The 17,489-nt window shown below is 49.2% G+C and carries 14 protein-coding genes and 1 tRNA gene; 6 read left to right on the top strand and 9 right to left on the bottom strand.

The window, feature by feature from the left end; genetic code table 11:
- Positions 1–185: 185 nt before the first annotated feature.
- From coaBC to IQ217_RS13065, 9 genes are all read right to left on the bottom strand, one after another.
- Positions 186–1,400, bottom strand: coding sequence for a bifunctional phosphopantothenoylcysteine decarboxylase/phosphopantothenate--cysteine ligase CoaBC (gene coaBC, locus IQ217_RS13105; RefSeq protein WP_194020283.1), 1,215 nt, complete (start codon positions 1,398–1,400; stop codon positions 186–188).
- A gap of 12 nt (positions 1,401–1,412) precedes the next feature.
- On the bottom strand, positions 1,413–1,664 hold the full coding sequence (isiD, locus tag IQ217_RS13100; protein ID WP_194020282.1) for a protein IsiD: 252 nt from the start codon (positions 1,662–1,664) through the stop codon (positions 1,413–1,415).
- A 103-nt stretch (positions 1,665–1,767) separates the two neighbouring features.
- Positions 1,768–2,094 carry a hypothetical protein gene (locus IQ217_RS13095; protein WP_194020281.1) on the bottom strand — a complete coding sequence of 109 codons (327 nt, stop codon included), beginning with the start codon at positions 2,092–2,094 and terminating at the stop codon, positions 1,768–1,770.
- A 28-nt stretch (positions 2,095–2,122) separates the two neighbouring features.
- Complete coding sequence (locus tag IQ217_RS19320; protein WP_194020279.1) at positions 2,123–3,286, bottom strand: hypothetical protein; 1,164 nt, start codon at positions 3,284–3,286, stop codon at positions 2,123–2,125.
- Positions 3,283–5,931 (bottom strand): FG-GAP-like repeat-containing protein, encoded by a 2,649-nt coding sequence (locus tag IQ217_RS13085; RefSeq protein WP_194020278.1) that lies wholly within the window; start codon positions 5,929–5,931, stop codon positions 3,283–3,285. Before IQ217_RS13085 ends, IQ217_RS19320 begins: the two co-directional genes overlap by 4 nt.
- Positions 5,932–6,288: 357 nt before the next feature.
- The gene (locus IQ217_RS13080; protein ID WP_190597677.1) at positions 6,289–7,107 is read right to left on the bottom strand and encodes an Rpn family recombination-promoting nuclease/putative transposase; all 819 of its coding nucleotides are present in this window, start codon (positions 7,105–7,107) and stop codon (positions 6,289–6,291) included.
- 116 nt (positions 7,108–7,223) lie between these two features.
- Positions 7,224–10,967 (bottom strand): TIGR03032 family protein, encoded by a 3,744-nt coding sequence (locus IQ217_RS13075; protein ID WP_194020277.1) that lies wholly within the window; start codon positions 10,965–10,967, stop codon positions 7,224–7,226.
- Positions 10,968–11,043: 76 nt separating this feature from the next.
- The gene (locus IQ217_RS13070; protein WP_194020276.1) at positions 11,044–11,943 is read right to left on the bottom strand and encodes a MerR family transcriptional regulator; all 900 of its coding nucleotides are present in this window, start codon (positions 11,941–11,943) and stop codon (positions 11,044–11,046) included.
- A gap of 360 nt (positions 11,944–12,303) precedes the next feature.
- Positions 12,304–12,377 (bottom strand) — tRNA-Val (locus IQ217_RS13065).
- Between the two features lie 51 nt (positions 12,378–12,428).
- Here IQ217_RS13065 and IQ217_RS13060 point away from each other — a divergent pair.
- From IQ217_RS13060 to IQ217_RS13035, 6 genes are all read left to right on the top strand, one after another.
- The gene (locus IQ217_RS13060) at positions 12,429–13,301 is read left to right on the top strand and encodes a shikimate dehydrogenase (protein ID WP_194020275.1); all 873 of its coding nucleotides are present in this window, start codon (positions 12,429–12,431) and stop codon (positions 13,299–13,301) included.
- 116 nt (positions 13,302–13,417) lie between these two features.
- Positions 13,418–14,638 carry an ATP phosphoribosyltransferase regulatory subunit gene (locus tag IQ217_RS13055; RefSeq protein ID WP_194020274.1) on the top strand — a complete coding sequence of 407 codons (1,221 nt, stop codon included), beginning with the start codon at positions 13,418–13,420 and terminating at the stop codon, positions 14,636–14,638.
- A gap of 77 nt (positions 14,639–14,715) precedes the next feature.
- The gene (gene grxC, locus IQ217_RS13050) at positions 14,716–15,042 is read left to right on the top strand and encodes a glutaredoxin 3 (protein WP_194020273.1); all 327 of its coding nucleotides are present in this window, start codon (positions 14,716–14,718) and stop codon (positions 15,040–15,042) included.
- Between the two features lie 30 nt (positions 15,043–15,072).
- Positions 15,073–15,960, top strand: coding sequence for a fructosamine kinase family protein (locus tag IQ217_RS13045; RefSeq protein ID WP_194020272.1), 888 nt, complete (start codon positions 15,073–15,075; stop codon positions 15,958–15,960).
- 277 nt (positions 15,961–16,237) lie between these two features.
- Positions 16,238–17,014 (top strand): RNA polymerase sigma factor SigF, encoded by a 777-nt coding sequence (locus IQ217_RS13040; protein ID WP_190599237.1) that lies wholly within the window; start codon positions 16,238–16,240, stop codon positions 17,012–17,014.
- Between the two features lie 133 nt (positions 17,015–17,147).
- Positions 17,148–17,489 (top strand): iron-sulfur cluster assembly accessory protein, encoded by a 342-nt coding sequence (locus IQ217_RS13035; RefSeq protein WP_190599238.1) that lies wholly within the window; start codon positions 17,148–17,150, stop codon positions 17,487–17,489.

Below are 17,489 nucleotides of genomic sequence, written 5' to 3'. Positions count from 1 at the left end.
TTTCTTCGTCGTCAAGCCGTTAATAGCCCATTGACAGTCTACGAAATATCTCATCAACCATGGTCTGATTTCCTGCGTCAACAGCTTCGTTCTCCTACTCTTAAGTTTTCTTTTGCGTAAGTCCTGTCATTAAGGAAAACTAAGGGGAATTGATCACCATGCCGTCAAAAAAAGTTAGGGATTAATCAACTTCCCACTCTTTCCAACAAATATTGCCAAATCTGATGGGCCATGGCCAATTTCGTACAAGGGGCGATCGCCGTTTGGGAACCGTTCCTGTCAATAATTACCGCCTGATTACTGTCACTACCAAAACCCGCCTGGGGTTGGTCAATGGGATTGGCGACAATGACATCGAGATTTTTTCTCTGTAACTTTTCCTGGGCCGGGGTAATAATATCTCCCGTTTGGGCCGCAAAACCCACTAGCAATTGATGGGGCTGTTTTTGTTTACCAACCTGGGCAATTAAATCCGGCACTGGGGCCAACGGTAAGCTAGCGGGTAAATCCTGTTTAGCCATTTTACCTGTCACAGTTTGGGCTGGTTTAACGTCCGCTACGGCGGCAGCCATCACAATCCAATCCGCCAGGGGAGCTTGGGTCATCAAAGCTTGTTGCATTTGCTCTGCGTTAACTACTGCCACACTGGTTACTCCCATGGGTATGGACAAATCTCCTATGGGGCCATGGATCAGGGTTACCGTCGCCCCCCGATCGCCGGCGGATTGAGCCAGAGTTAAACCCATTTTGCCTGTGGACGGATTACCAATAAAGCGCACTGCATCAAGGTATTCCTGGGTACCCCCGGCGGTGATCAAAATCCTTTTACCCCGTAAATCTTCTTGCCCCTGGGTAAACAGCAGGGCCTGCAGTCGGTTAATAATTTGCGTTGGCTCGGCCAAACGTCCCATCCCTCTACGGTCACAGGCCAACAGCCCCCCATTGGGCGCTAACAAATGGTAACGGCGATCGGTCAGCAACTGTTGTAAATTCCTTTGCACTGCCTCCTGTTCCCACATATCCGTATTCATGGCGGGGGCCAAAAGAATCGGACAACGGGAAGCTAATACCGTATTGCTCAGTAAATCGTCCGCAAAACCATGGCTCAGTTTGGCCAAAGTATGGGCGGTAAGGGGAGCGATCAAGAAAATATCTGCCCATTCCCCCAAATCAATGTGCAGGGGACGGTGGTGTATGGGTTGCCAAAAATCGGCGTCACAGTAGGCGGGATGGCGGGCCAGGGTGGTAAAAGTTAGGGGCGTGACGAACTTCTCACCTCCGGCCGTGAGAATGACCTTTACTTCTGCCCCCTGCTGAAATAGTTGGGACACCACCTCACAAATTTTGTAGGCCGCAATGCCGCCCCCCACCCCAATTAGGATGCGTTTGCCCTTCACCATGGGTGGCTAGATTTAAGCTTCGTCATAGGTTTCATTGTCCAACAGGTAAAGATAGGGTTCCGCTAAGTCTTCCCGCTGAAAGGCGATCGCCCGCAGGAGATGCCAATCCTTCAGCCCTTCAAAAGCATCGGTGTAATCGTCATTTTCCAGGCGTTGGGCCAATTGAGCCACATCCTCGGCAGTGAGGGCGGCTACATCTTGTTTACTCAGGTTTTGGACTGACATGGGCAATGCTCCTGAAGTTGACAACCGTTGGCACCTCATATTTTATTGTGTCTGGGGCTTGGATGGTTTAGTGAGCCGCTACAACTTTCATGGCAGATGACGTACCAAGGCATTTCCAATGTTGTCACCATCAAGTTGTTAACTACTTTATTTTTTTCATCGAAAATCGACGCTTGGCCCAAATTCCAGTTCCCAAAAAGGTCATGCTGACCAGCACTGGTAAAGCATCAGTTTCAAAGGGCACAGGGGTGGCATTAAAATCAAAATCATTGATAGTTAAACCGCCCGCTCCTCCCAAATTACTGGTCGTACTAACCTGGAAACCAAAAGTATCCCCAGCCAAGAGGTTCAGGTTAACAGGACTACTGCTAGATTGGGTTGCACCATTACCAGTCGCCAGGGTGAAGAAATTGGAATTGATAAAGTAACTAGCGGTGTCATCGCCAATAAAATATGATTTGCCATACACTTAATCGTAAAGGCAAATTCAGAGAGATTTAGATCACAACATTAGTCCCCACGGAGAGGCTAGAAGGAAAAACTCCTATTAGGGTGGTCAGGGTGGTGTAGTTGGAGCCATTGCTTAGACCATCAGCGTCAATTTGCACCTGGGTACTAAATCCTAGGCGATTGAAGCGGAGATAACCATCAGCAATGGGGTCTGTGCCAGCGTAATCGAGACTTGTAAATAACTCAGTTAAAATTAACTGATCTTGGTTTCGATTGAAGTCAAGGATTACATCTCCTGCTTCATTTAAAGCTTTATAGACAAACTTATCATTGCCTAATCCACCAATGAGCTTATCCCTTCCCAGTCCTCCAATAAGCACGTCATCACCAAACCCAAACCCGCCATTGAGAATATCATTTCCTTCTCCGCCATAGAGGGTGTCGTTACCGCCATTGCCTAAAAGAATATCATTGCCACCAAAACCTCGAATTAATTCATTTTTTCCGGTTCCAAAGAGAAAATTAGCTGCATCATTGCCATCAATTTCGTTAACATCCGTGACGGTTAACGTGAAATTAGCAGTGGCATCGGGGGTATTGCCTACCGTTGTGTCATCCACTTCTATGGTCACGGAAAAACTGCTTTGGGTTTCAAAGTCGAGGACAGTGCCGGCTTTCAGATAAAGTCCGGTGGCATCGACTTCAAAGAAACTGGCATCGGTGCCACTGACGCTGAGGGTGTTGGTTCCTAGGGCATCATCGGTAATGGCAATATCAGCGACCTTGATGCGGGTTGTGGTGTCAGTGTTTTCAGCGATCGTTGTGACCTGATTATCCAAAGCAACGATAGTTGGGGCTTCGTTCACATCCGTGACGGTCAGGGTGAAGTTAGCTGTCACATCAGGAGTAGCACCAACAGTGGTGTCATCAACGGTGACGGTAACAGCATAACTAGACTTGGTTTCAAAGTCTAAGGTTGTATCCGCTTTGATGTACAACCCAGTGGCATCAGCCTCAAAACTAGCGGCATCGGCACCACTCAGAGCGATCGTGTTGGTTCCTAGAGCATCATCAGTGATGGCAATATCTGCGACCTTGATACGGGTTGTGGTGTCGGTGTTTTCAGCGATCGTTGTGACCTGATTATTCAAAGCAACGATCGTTGGGGCTTCGTTCACATCCGTGACGGTCAGGGTGAAGTTAGCTGTCACATCAGGAGTAGCACCAACGGTGGTGTCATCAACGGTGACGGTAACAGCATAACTAGACTTGGCTTGGCTTCAAAGTCTAAGGTTGTATCCGCTATGAGATAAAGTTCGGTTCCATCGACTTCAAAACTAGCGGCATCGGCACCACTCAGCGAGATCGTGTTGGTTCCTAGAGCATCATCAGTGATGGCAATATCTGCGACCTTGATACGGGTTGTGGTGTCGGTGTTTTCAGCGATCGTTGTGACCTGATTATTCAAAGCAACAGCGGTGGGCGCTAAGTTAGGAACACTCTGGAAGTAAATGAGATTGCCGTCACGTTCCCCCACGATCGCATCAAGGTCGCCATCGCCATCGAGATCCGCGAAGGTGGGAGCGCTCAAAACCCCGATATCAATGCCATCGAAGGGGTTAGCTATGCCGGTTTGCTCGGTGTAGACGGGAGCGGTGCTGCTTCCTGTGTTTTGGTAGTAGTTGAGCGTGCCGTACAATCCACCCACGATCGCATCCAGGTCGCCATCGCCATCGAGATCCGCGAAGGTGGGAGTGTTGTAACGCCCGATATTAATGCCATTGAAGGGGTTAGCTGTGCCGGTTTGTTCGGTGTAGACGGGAGCGGTGCTACTTCCTGTGTTTTGGAAGTAGTTGAGATTGCCGTCACGTTCCCCCACGATCGCATCCAGGTCGCCATCGCCATCGAGATCCGCGAAGGTGGGAGTGCTGTAACTCCCAATATCAATGCCATCGAAGGGGTTAGCCGTGCCGGTTTGCTCGGTGTAGACGGGAGCGGTGCTACTTCCTGTGTTTTGGTAGTATTTGAGATTGCCGTAACGTTCCCCCACGATCGCATCCAGGTCGCCATCGCCATCGAGATCCGCCAAGGTGGGGGCGGTGTAATCCCCGATATCAATGCCATTGAAGGGGTTAGCCGTGCCGGTTTGCTCGGTGTAGAAGCGGGGAGTGGTGGGGAGGTCGTTGTCGGTGATGCTGACGGGTACAGCGTCGATCGCGATGCCATTGAAACGGGAATCGGTGCTGCTGCTGGTGGCGGTAATCACACCCCGGTGAGGTCCTTCGCCAATGCCATCATCCACTGCCGTGACGGTGACGGTTTGGGGAACATTCCAGTTGGCGCTGGTGAAGGTGAGGGTGGTGAAGTTGGTGCTGAGTTGCGTGCCACCATTGAGGGCGATCGTCACATCGGCGCTGGGTTGAACGTTTAGGACTACTGTATAGCTATCCGTGGCTCCGCCTTCGGTGACTTGGGTGTTGCCACCTGTTGGGGTAATGGCGATCGCAGGAACACTCTGGAAGTATTTGAGAGTGCCGTCATTTTCCCCCACGATCGCATCCAGGTCACCATCGCCATCAATATCTGCAAAGGTGGGAGCGCTTAAACTCCCGATATTAATGCCATTGAAGGGGTTAGCTGTGCCGGTTTGCTGGGTGTAGAAGCGGGGAGTGGTGGGGAGGTCGTTGTCGGTGATGCTGACGGGTACAGCGTCGATCGCGATGCCATTGAAACGGGAATCGGTGCTGCTGCTGGTGGCGGTAATCACACCCCGGTGAGGTCCTTCGCCAATGCCATCATCCACTGCCGTGACGGTGACGGTTTGGGGAACATTCCAGTTGGCGCTGGTGAAGGTGAGGGTGGTGAAGTTGGTGCTGAGTTGCGTGCCACCATTGAGGGCGATCGTCACATCGGCGCTGGGTTGAACGTTTAGGACTACTGTATAGCTATCCGTGGCTCCGCCTTCGGTGACTTGGGTGTTGCCACCTGTTGGGGTAATGGCGATCGCAGGAACACTCTGGAAGTATTTGAGAGTGCCGTCATTTTCCCCCACGATCGCATCCAGGTCACCATCGCCATCAATATCTGCAAAGGTGGGAGCGCTTAAACTCCCGATATTAATGCCATTGAAGGGGTTAGCTGTGCCGGTTTGGGCGGTGTAGACGGGAGCGGTGCTGCTTCCTGTGTTTTGGTAGTATTTGAGAGTGCCGTTAAGTTCCCCGATGATCGCATCCAGGTCGCCATCGCCATCAATATCCGCCAAGGTGGGAGCGCTGTAACTCCCAATATCAATGCCATCGAAGGGGTTAGCCGTGCCGGTTTGCTCGGTGTAGACGGGAGCGGTGCTGCTTCCTGTGTTTTGGTAGTATCTGAGAGTGCCGTAAGATTCCCCGACGATCGCATCCAGGTCGCCATCGCCATCGAGATCCGCGAAGGTGGGAGCGCTGAAAGACCCGACATTAATGCCATCGAAGGGGTTAGCTGTGCCGGTTTGCTCGGTGTAGACGGGAGCGGTGCTACTTCCTGTGTTTTGGAAGTATTTGAGAGTGCTGTTACGTCCCCCGACGATCGCATCCAGGTCGCCATCGCCATCGAGATCTGCCAAGGTGGGTTTGCTGTAACGCCTGATATTAATGCCATTGAAGGGGTTAGCCGTGCCGGTTTGCTCGGTGTAGACGGGAGCGGTGTTACTACCTGTGTTTTGGAAGTATTTGAGATTGCGGTCAAATTCCCCCACGATCGCATCCAGGTCGCCATCGCCATCAATATCCGCCAAGGTGGGAGCGCTGTAACTCCCAATATCAATGCCATTGAAGGGGTTGTTGCTTCCTGTTTGAGAAATATATACGTTAGCCACAATAATGAAGTTAAGATTTTTAGGATTGGGGGGATTAATTTAAAATTTAATGGCGTTGAGAGGGGACAGGGATGATTCTCTCAGCGCGATCGCTGGATGGGTGTTTCCGAACGGCATAACTCATAACTAACGTATATATACCCAGGAAGAATATCATTCGTGGAAGCATAGATCCGCAAGGTCACCATAATATAAAACATAGAATTGGCCTATACCTGCAGCGATTTTAGAAGTTTGTGGAGATTTGGGCGCAGGCCTTGTGCCCCTACCGTAATTGTTAATTATCCATTGAAAACGGCGATCGCCATTTTACTTCACGGCAAGAGGGCGATCGCCGACGGACAGGGCATTTAACTTTTAATTATTCTGATTAGCGACAAACTGATTGACTAAAGCAATATCAATATCTAATTCCTCGGCAATGTCGGCGATGGACAAACCCAATTTTTTAAGTAGAGGGATTGTTTTCAGCTTGCCCTCAAGAAGACCTTGCTGGCGACCCTCCTGGCGACCCTCAAGAAGACCTTGCTGGCGACCATCCTGACGACCTTCCTGAAGAATTTCCTGATAGAAAGCTGATTCCTTCATAATGTCACTCCTTAAAATTGTTTTAATCATTTCAGGTTCCATCACTAATCCTGCGAATACTGCCGTTGCAGCCATCAGATTAGCCCTCACCCCTTGATTCTCTATTGTATCCAATCCCTTAGAAACCTCTCCTAATCGTATTGTTGGCTCCTCACTTTTGGTTAATATCGCCAACGGTAATAACCCTGGACTCTGCAAAAATATCTCTGAAGATTGTTCCCAAAGCCGAATCGCCCGATAACGATGGGTGGTTTCACCGAGTTGAAAACTATCCTGATAGACCAATGCGGATTTACTTGGTTTTAGATAAATCACGACTTGGTGCATGGTTTTAGCCGGGAAACGACGATAAACCCGCACCCGATAATCCAACATCCGAAAACCCATTGTTTCATCGGGTTCTGTCTGAAATTCTAGATGTAGAACCAAGTCTTCTGATTGTTCCAGAATGAGGGAATCGGCACGAATGGGTTCTAGGGATAATTCCGTTGGACTCAGTTTAGTTAAGGTGACAGGACGACCGAGCAACCAACTGGCATAGTCTTCGGAAAAGTTTTCCGCTAGAAATTTGCAAACATTATCAAACATCAATGAATTCTAACATTCTGGCGATCGCCGTCTTGGTAATTAAGTCAGAGAAATAAAAGCATGGCGAGATTCATGGGTGGCGGTCATATAGGGCTGTAAATGTCGTCGCAAAAACCTTAAGCTTGTACACAGTTGTCGCCACTACAAAGAGACTGTAAAACCGACTCTAAATTACGAACCCATTGCTTTGGCTGAAATAGGGGCAACTCTCCCTTTGTTTGTAATAAATTATCTCGAATAGCCTGCAATTCTTGAGGATGGGTTCCCCAATAAATAGCTTGTTCTTCATAGGATTGGGGACTCTCGCAAATAAAGTCATCCAAGCCAACGGTATGACAAATGCTGGCTCCCATCCGTGAAGCAAAGGTTTCCCCAGGACAGGTCAAAATGGGTAGTCCCGATTGTAAAGCGGCGATCGCCGTTGAAGCAGCACTGTAATTAAATGTATCCAGAAATAAATCCGCCCGTTGATAGTGGGCAATGAAGTCGTCGGCCAAAGGAATGTTCGAAAGAAATACTAGGCGTTCTGGTGCAACCCCCTGGGATTGGGCATCTTGTCGTAGTTTTTGGGTGATTTCAGGGGAAATATCCTTTAGCCAGAGCACAGAGTCGGGAACCTGTTGGAGAATACGCATCCATACGGTAAATAAGTAAGGATCAAATTTATCAGTGCGATTAAAACAGCAATAGACAAATCCCTTTTCGGGTAATCCCAAGGCCGAGCGGGGGGGCGCTTTTTTGGTGATTTCCACTGGGGAGGCAATAAACGCCTGGGGCAGTTCAATCACCTGTTCAGTGTAATACGGGGTAAGTTCTGGAGGAATAATCTGGCGATCGCTAAGTATATATTGAATAAATTCGGCTCCCATAGTGTTGGGATAACCCAAATATTGCATTTGAATCGGCGCAGGTTGGAGGGCGAGGATTTCTGGGCGACATGAAGTGGTGTAACCCCCTAAATCAATCAAAATATCAATCTCGTCAGCGTAAATACGCCGTGCGCCGGCTTCCACAGAGAGAGAGGCAATATTGACAAAAAAATCACAACCCTTTTGGATAATTTTTGTGGTTTCATCGGTTGTGTCTGCTAGGGAATAGCCATAGACCTCAAACAAATTGCGATCGTGATATTGAAAAATGTCGGCAATGAGGGAACCCACCGCATGACTACGAAAATCGGCGGATAGATAGCCTAGGCGAATTTTTTCTCGGTTAAACCTGCGGGGCGTAAACCCACAGTGGGCTTTCAGTTCCGCCATGGCCTCCGTAATCGTTTGACTCCAATGACGATTGACGGTGGTATGTAAGGCGATCGGGGCCCCAAAGCTATTCAAACTCAGGGGGGTAAGTTTGGCAGAATGGGGCGTTTCTAAATGATTTTGAATGCGTTCAGTTAGGATTTGCATCCGATGATCAAAGTCATCCCAATCACAAAGGATTAACCGTAGATGTTCCCGTTGATAAAAAATCTCCGTTGCTTCGGGATTGAGTTGCAAAGATTGATTGTAGGCATGGAGAGCTTCTAGGAATTTATTTTGGTTTTCCAAGATAAAACCTAAACTGCTGTAAACGAAAGATGGATTAAAAGAAAGCTGATCCAATGGAGTCTTGAGGATTTTTTGCAAGTATTGTTTAGCTGTATTAAGTTGTCCTTTGGTAATCAATAAACACCCCAGACTATAATAAGCTTCACTGAACTGAGGGTTTAATTTAATAGCATTTTTAAAACAACTAATTGCTTCTTCTAGATGGCCCATTTGACGGAGTATATTTCCCAAAAGTTGGTGATTTTCTGGGTCTTCAGGCTGAAATTCTAGAAGTCGCCAAAGCACCATTTCTGCCCGTTGAAATTGCCGGTAACTAGTATAAAGACTTGCTAAATTTCGGTAGGCCAAGACAAAATCAGATTTTAGTTCAATGGCTTTTTGATAGGCGGCGATCGCCTCTTTATATTTTCCTTGCATTTGCCAAATACTACCCAGGTTACAATGGGCAACGGCCATGTTTGGATTAATTTCTAAGACCTGTTGGTAACAGGCGATCGCTTTGTCTAATTCTCCTAACTGTTGCCAAGCATTCCCCAGTTGATTGAGAGCAGGAATATAGTTGGGTTGTTGGTATAGAACGGACTGAAATTGCTCTACAGCCTCTTTTAATTGTCCGGCTTGGGCTAACTGTTTTCCTGCCTGAAAAGCTTGCTTGATAGTGTCATTAACAGCAACATTAGTCGAACTTTTAACAACATCAGCCGCCTTAGCAAAGGTTTTGTGGCTTCCCTTTACCTGGGGACTCAACATAGTTGGCGGTTGCCAGCCCAACTGTTGCAATAACGGTTCTAAGGCAATACAAATATCGGCGATCGGCGGATAGAGGAAGACAAATTGCGTTACCCCTTCTCTTACCAGTTGCTGCTCCAAGATTTGCAACATCCGAAGACCAATACCCTGGCGACGTTGACTGGGATCAACGTTAAAAGAAATAATTTCAACCCGCTCTGGACTGAGCTGTTCTCCAATCACAAAACCGACCAAATCCCCTAACCGAGAGGCTGATACCCCCACCACTTCTCCCCGTTGGGGTTGCTGTTGCCAGCGTTGTTGCAGACTGGGAAAGGTCATATTGTCATAGGGGACAAGGCTTTCTGGGTTGAGGTGATAAACCCGTTGATATTTGACCGGGGCGGCCGCCAGTTCTGCTTGTCGTTCTAAGTCCTCGATTTCCCTAGCTTCTTGGTTTTCCCGCTCCACCCGTTCTTTAGTGGCTAGCCCAGGAATGGGAGCTTTGGGGCCAAGGCTGGGACGTTTGACAGCGGGTTTGGTGGTAATCAGTCCCTGACAACCGGGATAGGTAATCAGCCTTTCAATGTCTTCATCTTGAAAACCAATCACCCTCGGTTTAGTCACTCCAGGGATAACCACCACGTCGTACAGTTCTTCAATCACGCCAGCAAAAATCAGGGAATGGGCAATTTCCCCTGTCCGTAGGTCAATCACCATTACCCCACACTGGGGAGTTTGACCGATTTCATTTAAGCGCTCCTCTAGTCTTAATCCCCCAAAATTCTTGGAGCGCAGTTGCGATAAACCGACGATCGTCCAGTGTTTCCAGAAAGTAAGTCCTCGCACAAAGCCAGGACAGAAGGTAACCGGCACAAACTTTTCCGCTTCGATGTAACCCAGTTCCCCTGTGCCGGAGTTGAGTAACCAGAGTTTGCCGTCATGCCAGCGGGGGGAGTGGGGCATAGATAGCCCAGTGGCAATGATTTCACTACTGGAGATGTCCAGGATGATGCCACCATTTTGCCGATGGTTACGCCAACCCGCCGGTTTATTGGTTTCACCGCAGGCGGTCATATAGCGGGGTTCCCCATCCACCATCGCTAAGCCATTGAGGTGACAACTATCTTGGGAAACCAATTTTTTGATAAAGGGAGGTTGCCACAGGGGTTTAAAGCTATGCCCTTCTTCGAGGGTGGCAAGGCAACTGTAGTCAGTATTGACGAATAAGAGGGAGCCGTTTTTATCCAGCACCAGGTCATGGACATTAAGACCGCCAGTGATATAACTTTGGCTCGGTCGATAAAGGCGATCGGCTTCTTGGTAAGTTTCTCTCGGTTGCAGGCAGTTATCGAAGCGCCAAATTTGGTAGCGGGTGCTCATGTAAAGGCTCTGGTTCTTCACGTACAACCCCATGGGTTTATCAAACAGTCGTTCATTCAGTGCCAGTCTGCCTTCGCTGTTACTCCCCACCATCATTAACCGATTGGTTTGGTAAGTACTCAGTCCCAGACTTAGCTGCTCTGTTTGTAACCAGTTGCCTAGTTCGGCTGATATTTGTAGAGGCAATGCTGGTTGATTCATCGTGGATCTTTTTTTGAAACGTTTACGGTGAAGGGGTTTACCCCAACGGCGATCGTCCTATATCGTGCCATTTTGTCTAGGAATCCGCTGTATCTTGGCCTAGTAGCTCGAATAGAGCCTGAGGCGTGTGAAACAACTGGAGCTGACAGGCAATGTTAGTGTCTTCCCGCATATCCAGAAAGTAAATTAACTCTCCGTTGCTGGAGTAGAGAAAAGGCACACGGTAGCCCCGCCAATTACCAACCCCATCGAATGCCCCCTTAGAGTAACGTTTAGCCTGCTCCAGGGCAGAGTGGGGATTGAAAGATGAACTTGATAAATGTTTAGCTTCCACTATCCCCAATAGCAAATCATTAACGAAAAGAGCATAGTCTGCCCGGCCGGTGGCGAGGGGATACTCCCTAACCGCATGGGCACTGCGCCTGTCCATCCGTATCCCAAGTTTCATCGAGACAATCTCCCACCCAACAGAACTTAAGTGTTGATCTATGTGCTTGCGGGCTTCATCTTCGGCCCGTTGGGGTGGGTGATTTATGTCAGGCATTTCAGTACCAGACATATCCCTTAATTTTCGACTTAATTTTAGGTGAATTTGGTCTAACCAAAGGGGCACTACAAGCTGCCCCGCATACATAGCCATCTGCACTGCATCTAAGTCAAAGCATTCAAGAATAAGAGCTTTATCTTCTGGGTTTCTGGTCACGATATAGCGACTTTCCACAGCCATATCAGCAAACCCTGGCTCCTTCTCCCGCAATAAGTTCAACACCTCAACGGCTTGGGTATATTCCAGACCAGTGCCAAGAAGGTGTTTCATCACCATTAACTCACAAAGGTCTACTTGGTTGTAGTAAACGGTTCTGCCTCTACCCGTCGCGTCCACCGTTGGACTTACCACCCTCTTCTCACGCCAATACTGCAATTGGCGTAGGGTACACCCGGTAATTTCTGCTGCCTGGTGGCTGGTAAAAAACATTCGCTTAGCAATTTAGTTAGGTTGTCCAACTATATTACGACTCTCGTCATTCAACTCCAGCACAGAATAAAAACATAGTGTTATTATCTGGAGATGAGTATCATTACAATTCATTGTGACCTGATCGCACCGGAAGCAACCCGGCGGCAACTCTGGGAGTTAATGGCAGAAAAGAACACGCCATTAATCAATGAGCTTTTGCGTCTAGTGGCCGAGGAGAAAGATTTTGATGTTTGGTGCCAGAAGGGTTATCCTCTCTTAGGGCTTGTTACAACAATCTGTCATCACGACACGAAATTTGGCATGATGACATCAATGTGTCACCAATGACAAAGATTGTGTCACTGTACAGCAAATTTATGGACGTAACTGGATTCGAACCAGTGACCCCATCGATGTCAACGATGTACTCTAACCAACTGAGCTATACGTCCTAGCGATTTAGTAATATAGCATGGCTCCATTTAAATTAACAATTGTCCCCCATGCTCCCCATTACCGGTAAAACTAAGCTTCTCGGTGTGATTGGTCATCCGGTGGCCCATTCTCTCTCCCCGGTGATGCACAATGCAGCTCTCCAGGCGATCTCCAGTGACCATGTGTATGCCGCTTTTCCCATTGCCCCGGCGGATTTGCCAGTAGCCATTGAAGGTTTGGGGGCCAGTGGAGTCCAGGGGTTAAGCGTGACGATTCCCCATAAACAGGCGGTGATGCCTTTATTAACCCAGATAACTGAAACCGCTCAGCAAGTGGGGGCCGTGAATACTCTCTGGCGGGATGGCCATGGTTGGCAGGGAACCAATACCGATGTTGAGGGTTTTTTGGCTCCTCTATTGGAGTTAAAGCGAGATTGGTCAGGGGGGAAGGCGGTGGTCCTCGGTCACGGTGGGGCCGCCAGAGCAGTGGTGGTGGGTTTAATCCAATTGGGTTGTCCAGAAATTATTGTGGTGGGTCGCAGTCCAGAAAAACTGGCCCAGTTTGCCGACAGTTGGACAGATCAGGAAATCAAACAAGCTTTGCAAGTCCTGCCCTGGGAAGAGTTATCCAAGGTTATCCCCCAAGCGACTTTATTGATTAACAGTACCCCCGTGGGCATGGTTCCCCATCCCGAGCAATCCCCCCTAGATCAATACCTGGTGGAAAAATTACCGCCCACGGCGATCGCCTATGACCTAATTTATACTCCCCGCCCCACCAAGTTTTTACAACAGGCCCAAGAGCGAGGCTTAGTGACCATCGACGGAGCAGAAATGCTCGTGCAACAGGGGGCTGCGGCATTGAAAATTTGGTTACAACGGGACGTACCAGTTGATGTGATGCGCCAAGCCCTACTCCATCACCTAGAAAAATCCGCCTGATCACCTGGAAGTAAAGGTTTTGAGAATTTTGCCAACCAAGGAAAACCGGGGAAATATTCCTTGGGGTTGCGGGAAAACATTATATTTAAATTTGCCCCCGCCGAAACTAAGCTGCCATGATTCACCATCCCCCCGCTGGAGCCAGGGACTTACTTCCCCTAGAAGTTGCCCAAAAAGCCTGCATCAATGACCAACTGCAACAAACTTTTCACCGCTGGGGCTATCAGCGCATTGTTACCTCCACTTTGGAATGGCTGGATACCCTTGTGGCCGGGGGAGCAATTTCCGCCCATAAAGTTATCCAACTCCAGGACCGGGGGGAAGGACGGTTGGGTTTACGGCCAGAATTGACTGCTTCCATTGCCCGGGCAGTAGTGACCCGCATGACTGACAATCAGCCCCAAAGATTGTGTTACCGGGCCAACGTCTTTCGCAATCCTCCAGAAGGCTACCACGGGAAGCAAATGGAGTTTTTCCAAGCGGGCATAGAATTACTCTTTGCTGGAGGCGTCCGGGCCGATGCGGAAATTCTTCTGCTGTTGACCGATTGCCTCACCCAATTGGGCCTAACCGATTGGCAACTAATTTTGGGTGACGCTGGCCTGACTAGAAGTCTATTGGCCAAATTACCTACCCCTCTCCAAGCCTCTGTCCGGGATTGCATCACCCGTTTGGACTATGTGGAGCTCTCCCAACTCCCCTATCCCGATGACGCAGCTAAAAACTTGGCCTTACAACTGTTTGACCTGCGGGGCACCGTGGAGGAAGTGTTGGGAAGATTAGCCCAATTAAACTTGGAAGGAGAATGTTTAGCTCGGGTCGATCGCCTGCAGGCATTGTTGTCCTTGGTGGCGGCCAGTGGAGATGGGCCCTCCAATTTGGTACTAGATTTGAGTTGGCTCCAGCCGTTTGATTATTACACTGGGATGGTTTTCCAAGCGGTGAGCCGCCAAACTGATAACTGTTACGTGTTGGGCCAGGGGGGGCGTTATGACCAACTCCTCAGTCAATACCATCCCCAACGGCAATCCTTTCCCGGTACGGGCTTTTCCTTGAACATTGAAGAACTGCACCAATGTTTACTCGAATTGGGCACTTTGCCCACCAGCACCGCCACCATCGATTATCTAGTTTGCCCGGTGGATGATGCCGCTGAGGGAGCCGCCTTTCGCCATGCCCAACAGTTGCGCCGCCAGCATCCCGATCGCCGGGTGGAATTGGACCTTGGTGGGCGATCGCCGGAGGAACTGCACACCTATGCTGAGACCACGGCAGTGGGGCAAATCGTCTGGGTTGGGGCCGATGGCCAGGTTGAGGCTACACCGGCCGATCTGTAATGCTTGAGGAGAAGGACCAAGACAATCCCGTTGCAGTCCCCATTTGAAATTCCCAGTTCCAATCTCCAGGTAATGTCATGGCTAATTTGTTCAACTGGCTCCCCCTCCTCAGTGGCCGCCAAGCGGATGGGATCAAAGCCAAAGTGGAAGTATATACTTGGCAAACTTGCCCTTTTTGCATCCGGGCCAAGCTTTTACTGTGGTGGAAGGGAGTTAAGTTCATCGAGTATAAAATTGACGGCGATGACCAAGCCAGGCAAGCTATGGCGGCAAGAGCAGAGGGACGACGCACTGTACCCCAAATTTTTGTCAATGACCAGGGCATTGGTGGCTGTGACCAACTGTATAGCCTGGACAGCCGGGGCCAGTTAGACCCCCTGTTAGCAACTCCCCCCCCAGCTTAGGAATTTGTACTCTCTATCCCTACTTTCCATTTGCCTGTGAATTCCCCTGTCCTTTGGCAAACCATTGCCCAACAAATCAGTCAGACCACCGGCCAACCCTTCCATGGGCAGGAACGGCGATCAGTGAGTGGTGGTTGCATAAACCAGGGCTATTGCCTGATGGATGGGGAACAGAAGTATTTTGTCAAACTTAACCAAGCCCAGCAGTGGCCCATGTTTCAAGCGGAGGCCCTCGGGTTAGAAGCCATGGCGGCCACCCATACCATTAGGGTTCCCCGGCCCATTTGCCACGGTAGTTCCGCCGGCCATAGTTACCTGGTGTTGGAATGGCTAGAGTTTGGCCAGGGCAACCATGATAGTTGGTATCGCATGGGGCAAAATTTGGCGGCATTGCATCAAGCGGGGGGCAGCGCCCAATTTGGTTGGCAGACTGATAACACCATCGGGGCCACTCCCCAGCCCAATCCTTGGACCGATAGTTGGGCCGACTTTTTTGCGGAGCATCGCCTCGGCTATCAACTGGCCCTAGCCCGACGACGGGGAGGCAACTTTCCCGATCCAACGGCGGTGGTGCCCAAAGTGAAGGATTTACTAGGCGATCGCCAACCGACACCGGCTTTAGTCCACGGCGATTTGTGGTCTGGCAATGGTGCGATTTTAACCACAGGGGAACCGGTAATTCTCGACCCGGCCACCTACTACGGCGATGGGGAAGTGGATATTGCCATGACAGAATTATTTGGCGGGTTTCCAGCGGGATTTTACCAGGGTTACCATGCCATTCATCCCCCAGAGCCTGGTTATCAACAACGGAAAACCCTCTACAATCTCTATCACATCCTCAACCATTTCAATTTGTTTGGGGGCGGTTATCAACAGCAAGCTCAGCAAATGCTTAAACAATGCTTAAGGATTTAGTTGAAGAATTGTTGACTTTTTCCCCATATTATTGTCCAGATTTTGAATTAGTCTTATAATTACTCTGGGTTCTTCGCCATATCTCTCCGTTGCTAACGATTCAAACGCAAACTAGTTTCCCGGACAGAGCAAGGGGGAGAATGATGCCCAAACTCAAACAAAGCGTATTTGCTGGGGCATCGGTTGGCAAAAAGTTTTTATTTTCTCCATATATTTGCTGATGTAGGCAGAGCCTGACCATCGGTAGAATTGACTAGAGTCGTCTAAACCCAAAACCATGACCAATGCCACCAGTGAAAACCTCAAACTTGAGACTCTGAGACTATTCAAAATCTACGCAGAGTCCCACAACGTTGACGTGCGTAATCAGATTATGGAAGTCAATCTGGGTCTGGTGAGGAAAGAAGCGCACCATTGGACAGCCCAATGCAATGAAAGTTTTGAAGATTTATCCCAGGTGGGTTGTTTGGGACTAATCCGGGCCATTGAAAGATTTGATGTGAGTAAGGGCAATGCTTTTAGCTCCTTTGCTATCCCCTATGTCCGGGGGGAAATCCAGCATTTTCTGCGGGACAAAAGTAATTGTGTTCGCATTCCCCGTCGTTGGTTAGATCTGGGTCGCCAGGCGATCGCCGTCCAGCAAGAATTTCGCCTCAAATATGACCGGGCTGCCACCGATGAGGAAATTGCCCAAATTTTAGCGGTGCCCCTGACGGACTGGCAGGAAACCAAACTAGCATTGCAAAATCGTGAGCTGGTGAGTTTGGACACCAAGGTAAACGGCGACGATGACGGGCAGGTTAACCTGGGGGATTGTTTAGCCCACCACGAATTCCGTAGTTTTCAGCTTAGCCCAGAGGATCAAATCCGCCTGCAACAGGCCCTGGCCGGTTTGGAAGAACGTACCCGCCGCATTGTGGAATTTGTTTTTCTCCATGACTTCACCCACAAGGAAGCTGCTGAAATGATGGGGGTGAGCGTGATCACCGTTTCCCGTCGTATCAAACAGGGCATTGGGGCATTGAAAAAAGCCTTGAATACGGAAATTTTCTAACTCTTTATCTTTAGAATGGCTCTCCGGCAGTTAACGGAAAATTTCATCCAAGGTCGGCGATCGCCCTGGTAGTATGGCAGATGGAACTTTATGTCTAATTTCTCGATTTCTTTTTGAGCCATTGCGTTAGCCTATGCTGCAATTGACTGCCAGTGCCGCCCAGGAAATTAAACGATTGCAACACAGTCGCCAACTAACCCGCCACCATTTTCGCCTCGCGGTTAGGCCCGGAGGGTGCGCCGGTTGGTTATACCATTTGGATTTTGTCCCGGAAATTACCGCTGACGATTTGGAGTATGAAAGTGACGGGGTGACGGTGTTGGTCGATAGCCAGAGTGCAGGTTACCTCCACAATCTCAAATTAGATTATGCCGAAGATTTAATGGGGGGAGGATTCCGCTTCACCAACCCCAATGCCGCCCAGGTGTGTAGCTGTAGCTTGTCCTTTGCTCCTAATTTAGAAAAGAATTTGTAG

Origin of the sequence: Synechocystis salina LEGE 00031, assembly GCF_015207985.1 — a bacterium.
Lineage (GTDB): Bacteria > Cyanobacteriota > Cyanobacteriia > Cyanobacteriales > Microcystaceae > Synechocystis > Synechocystis salina.
The sequence above is the reverse complement of the archived record's forward strand: the minus strand, read 5'-3'. Positions and strand labels throughout refer to the sequence as shown.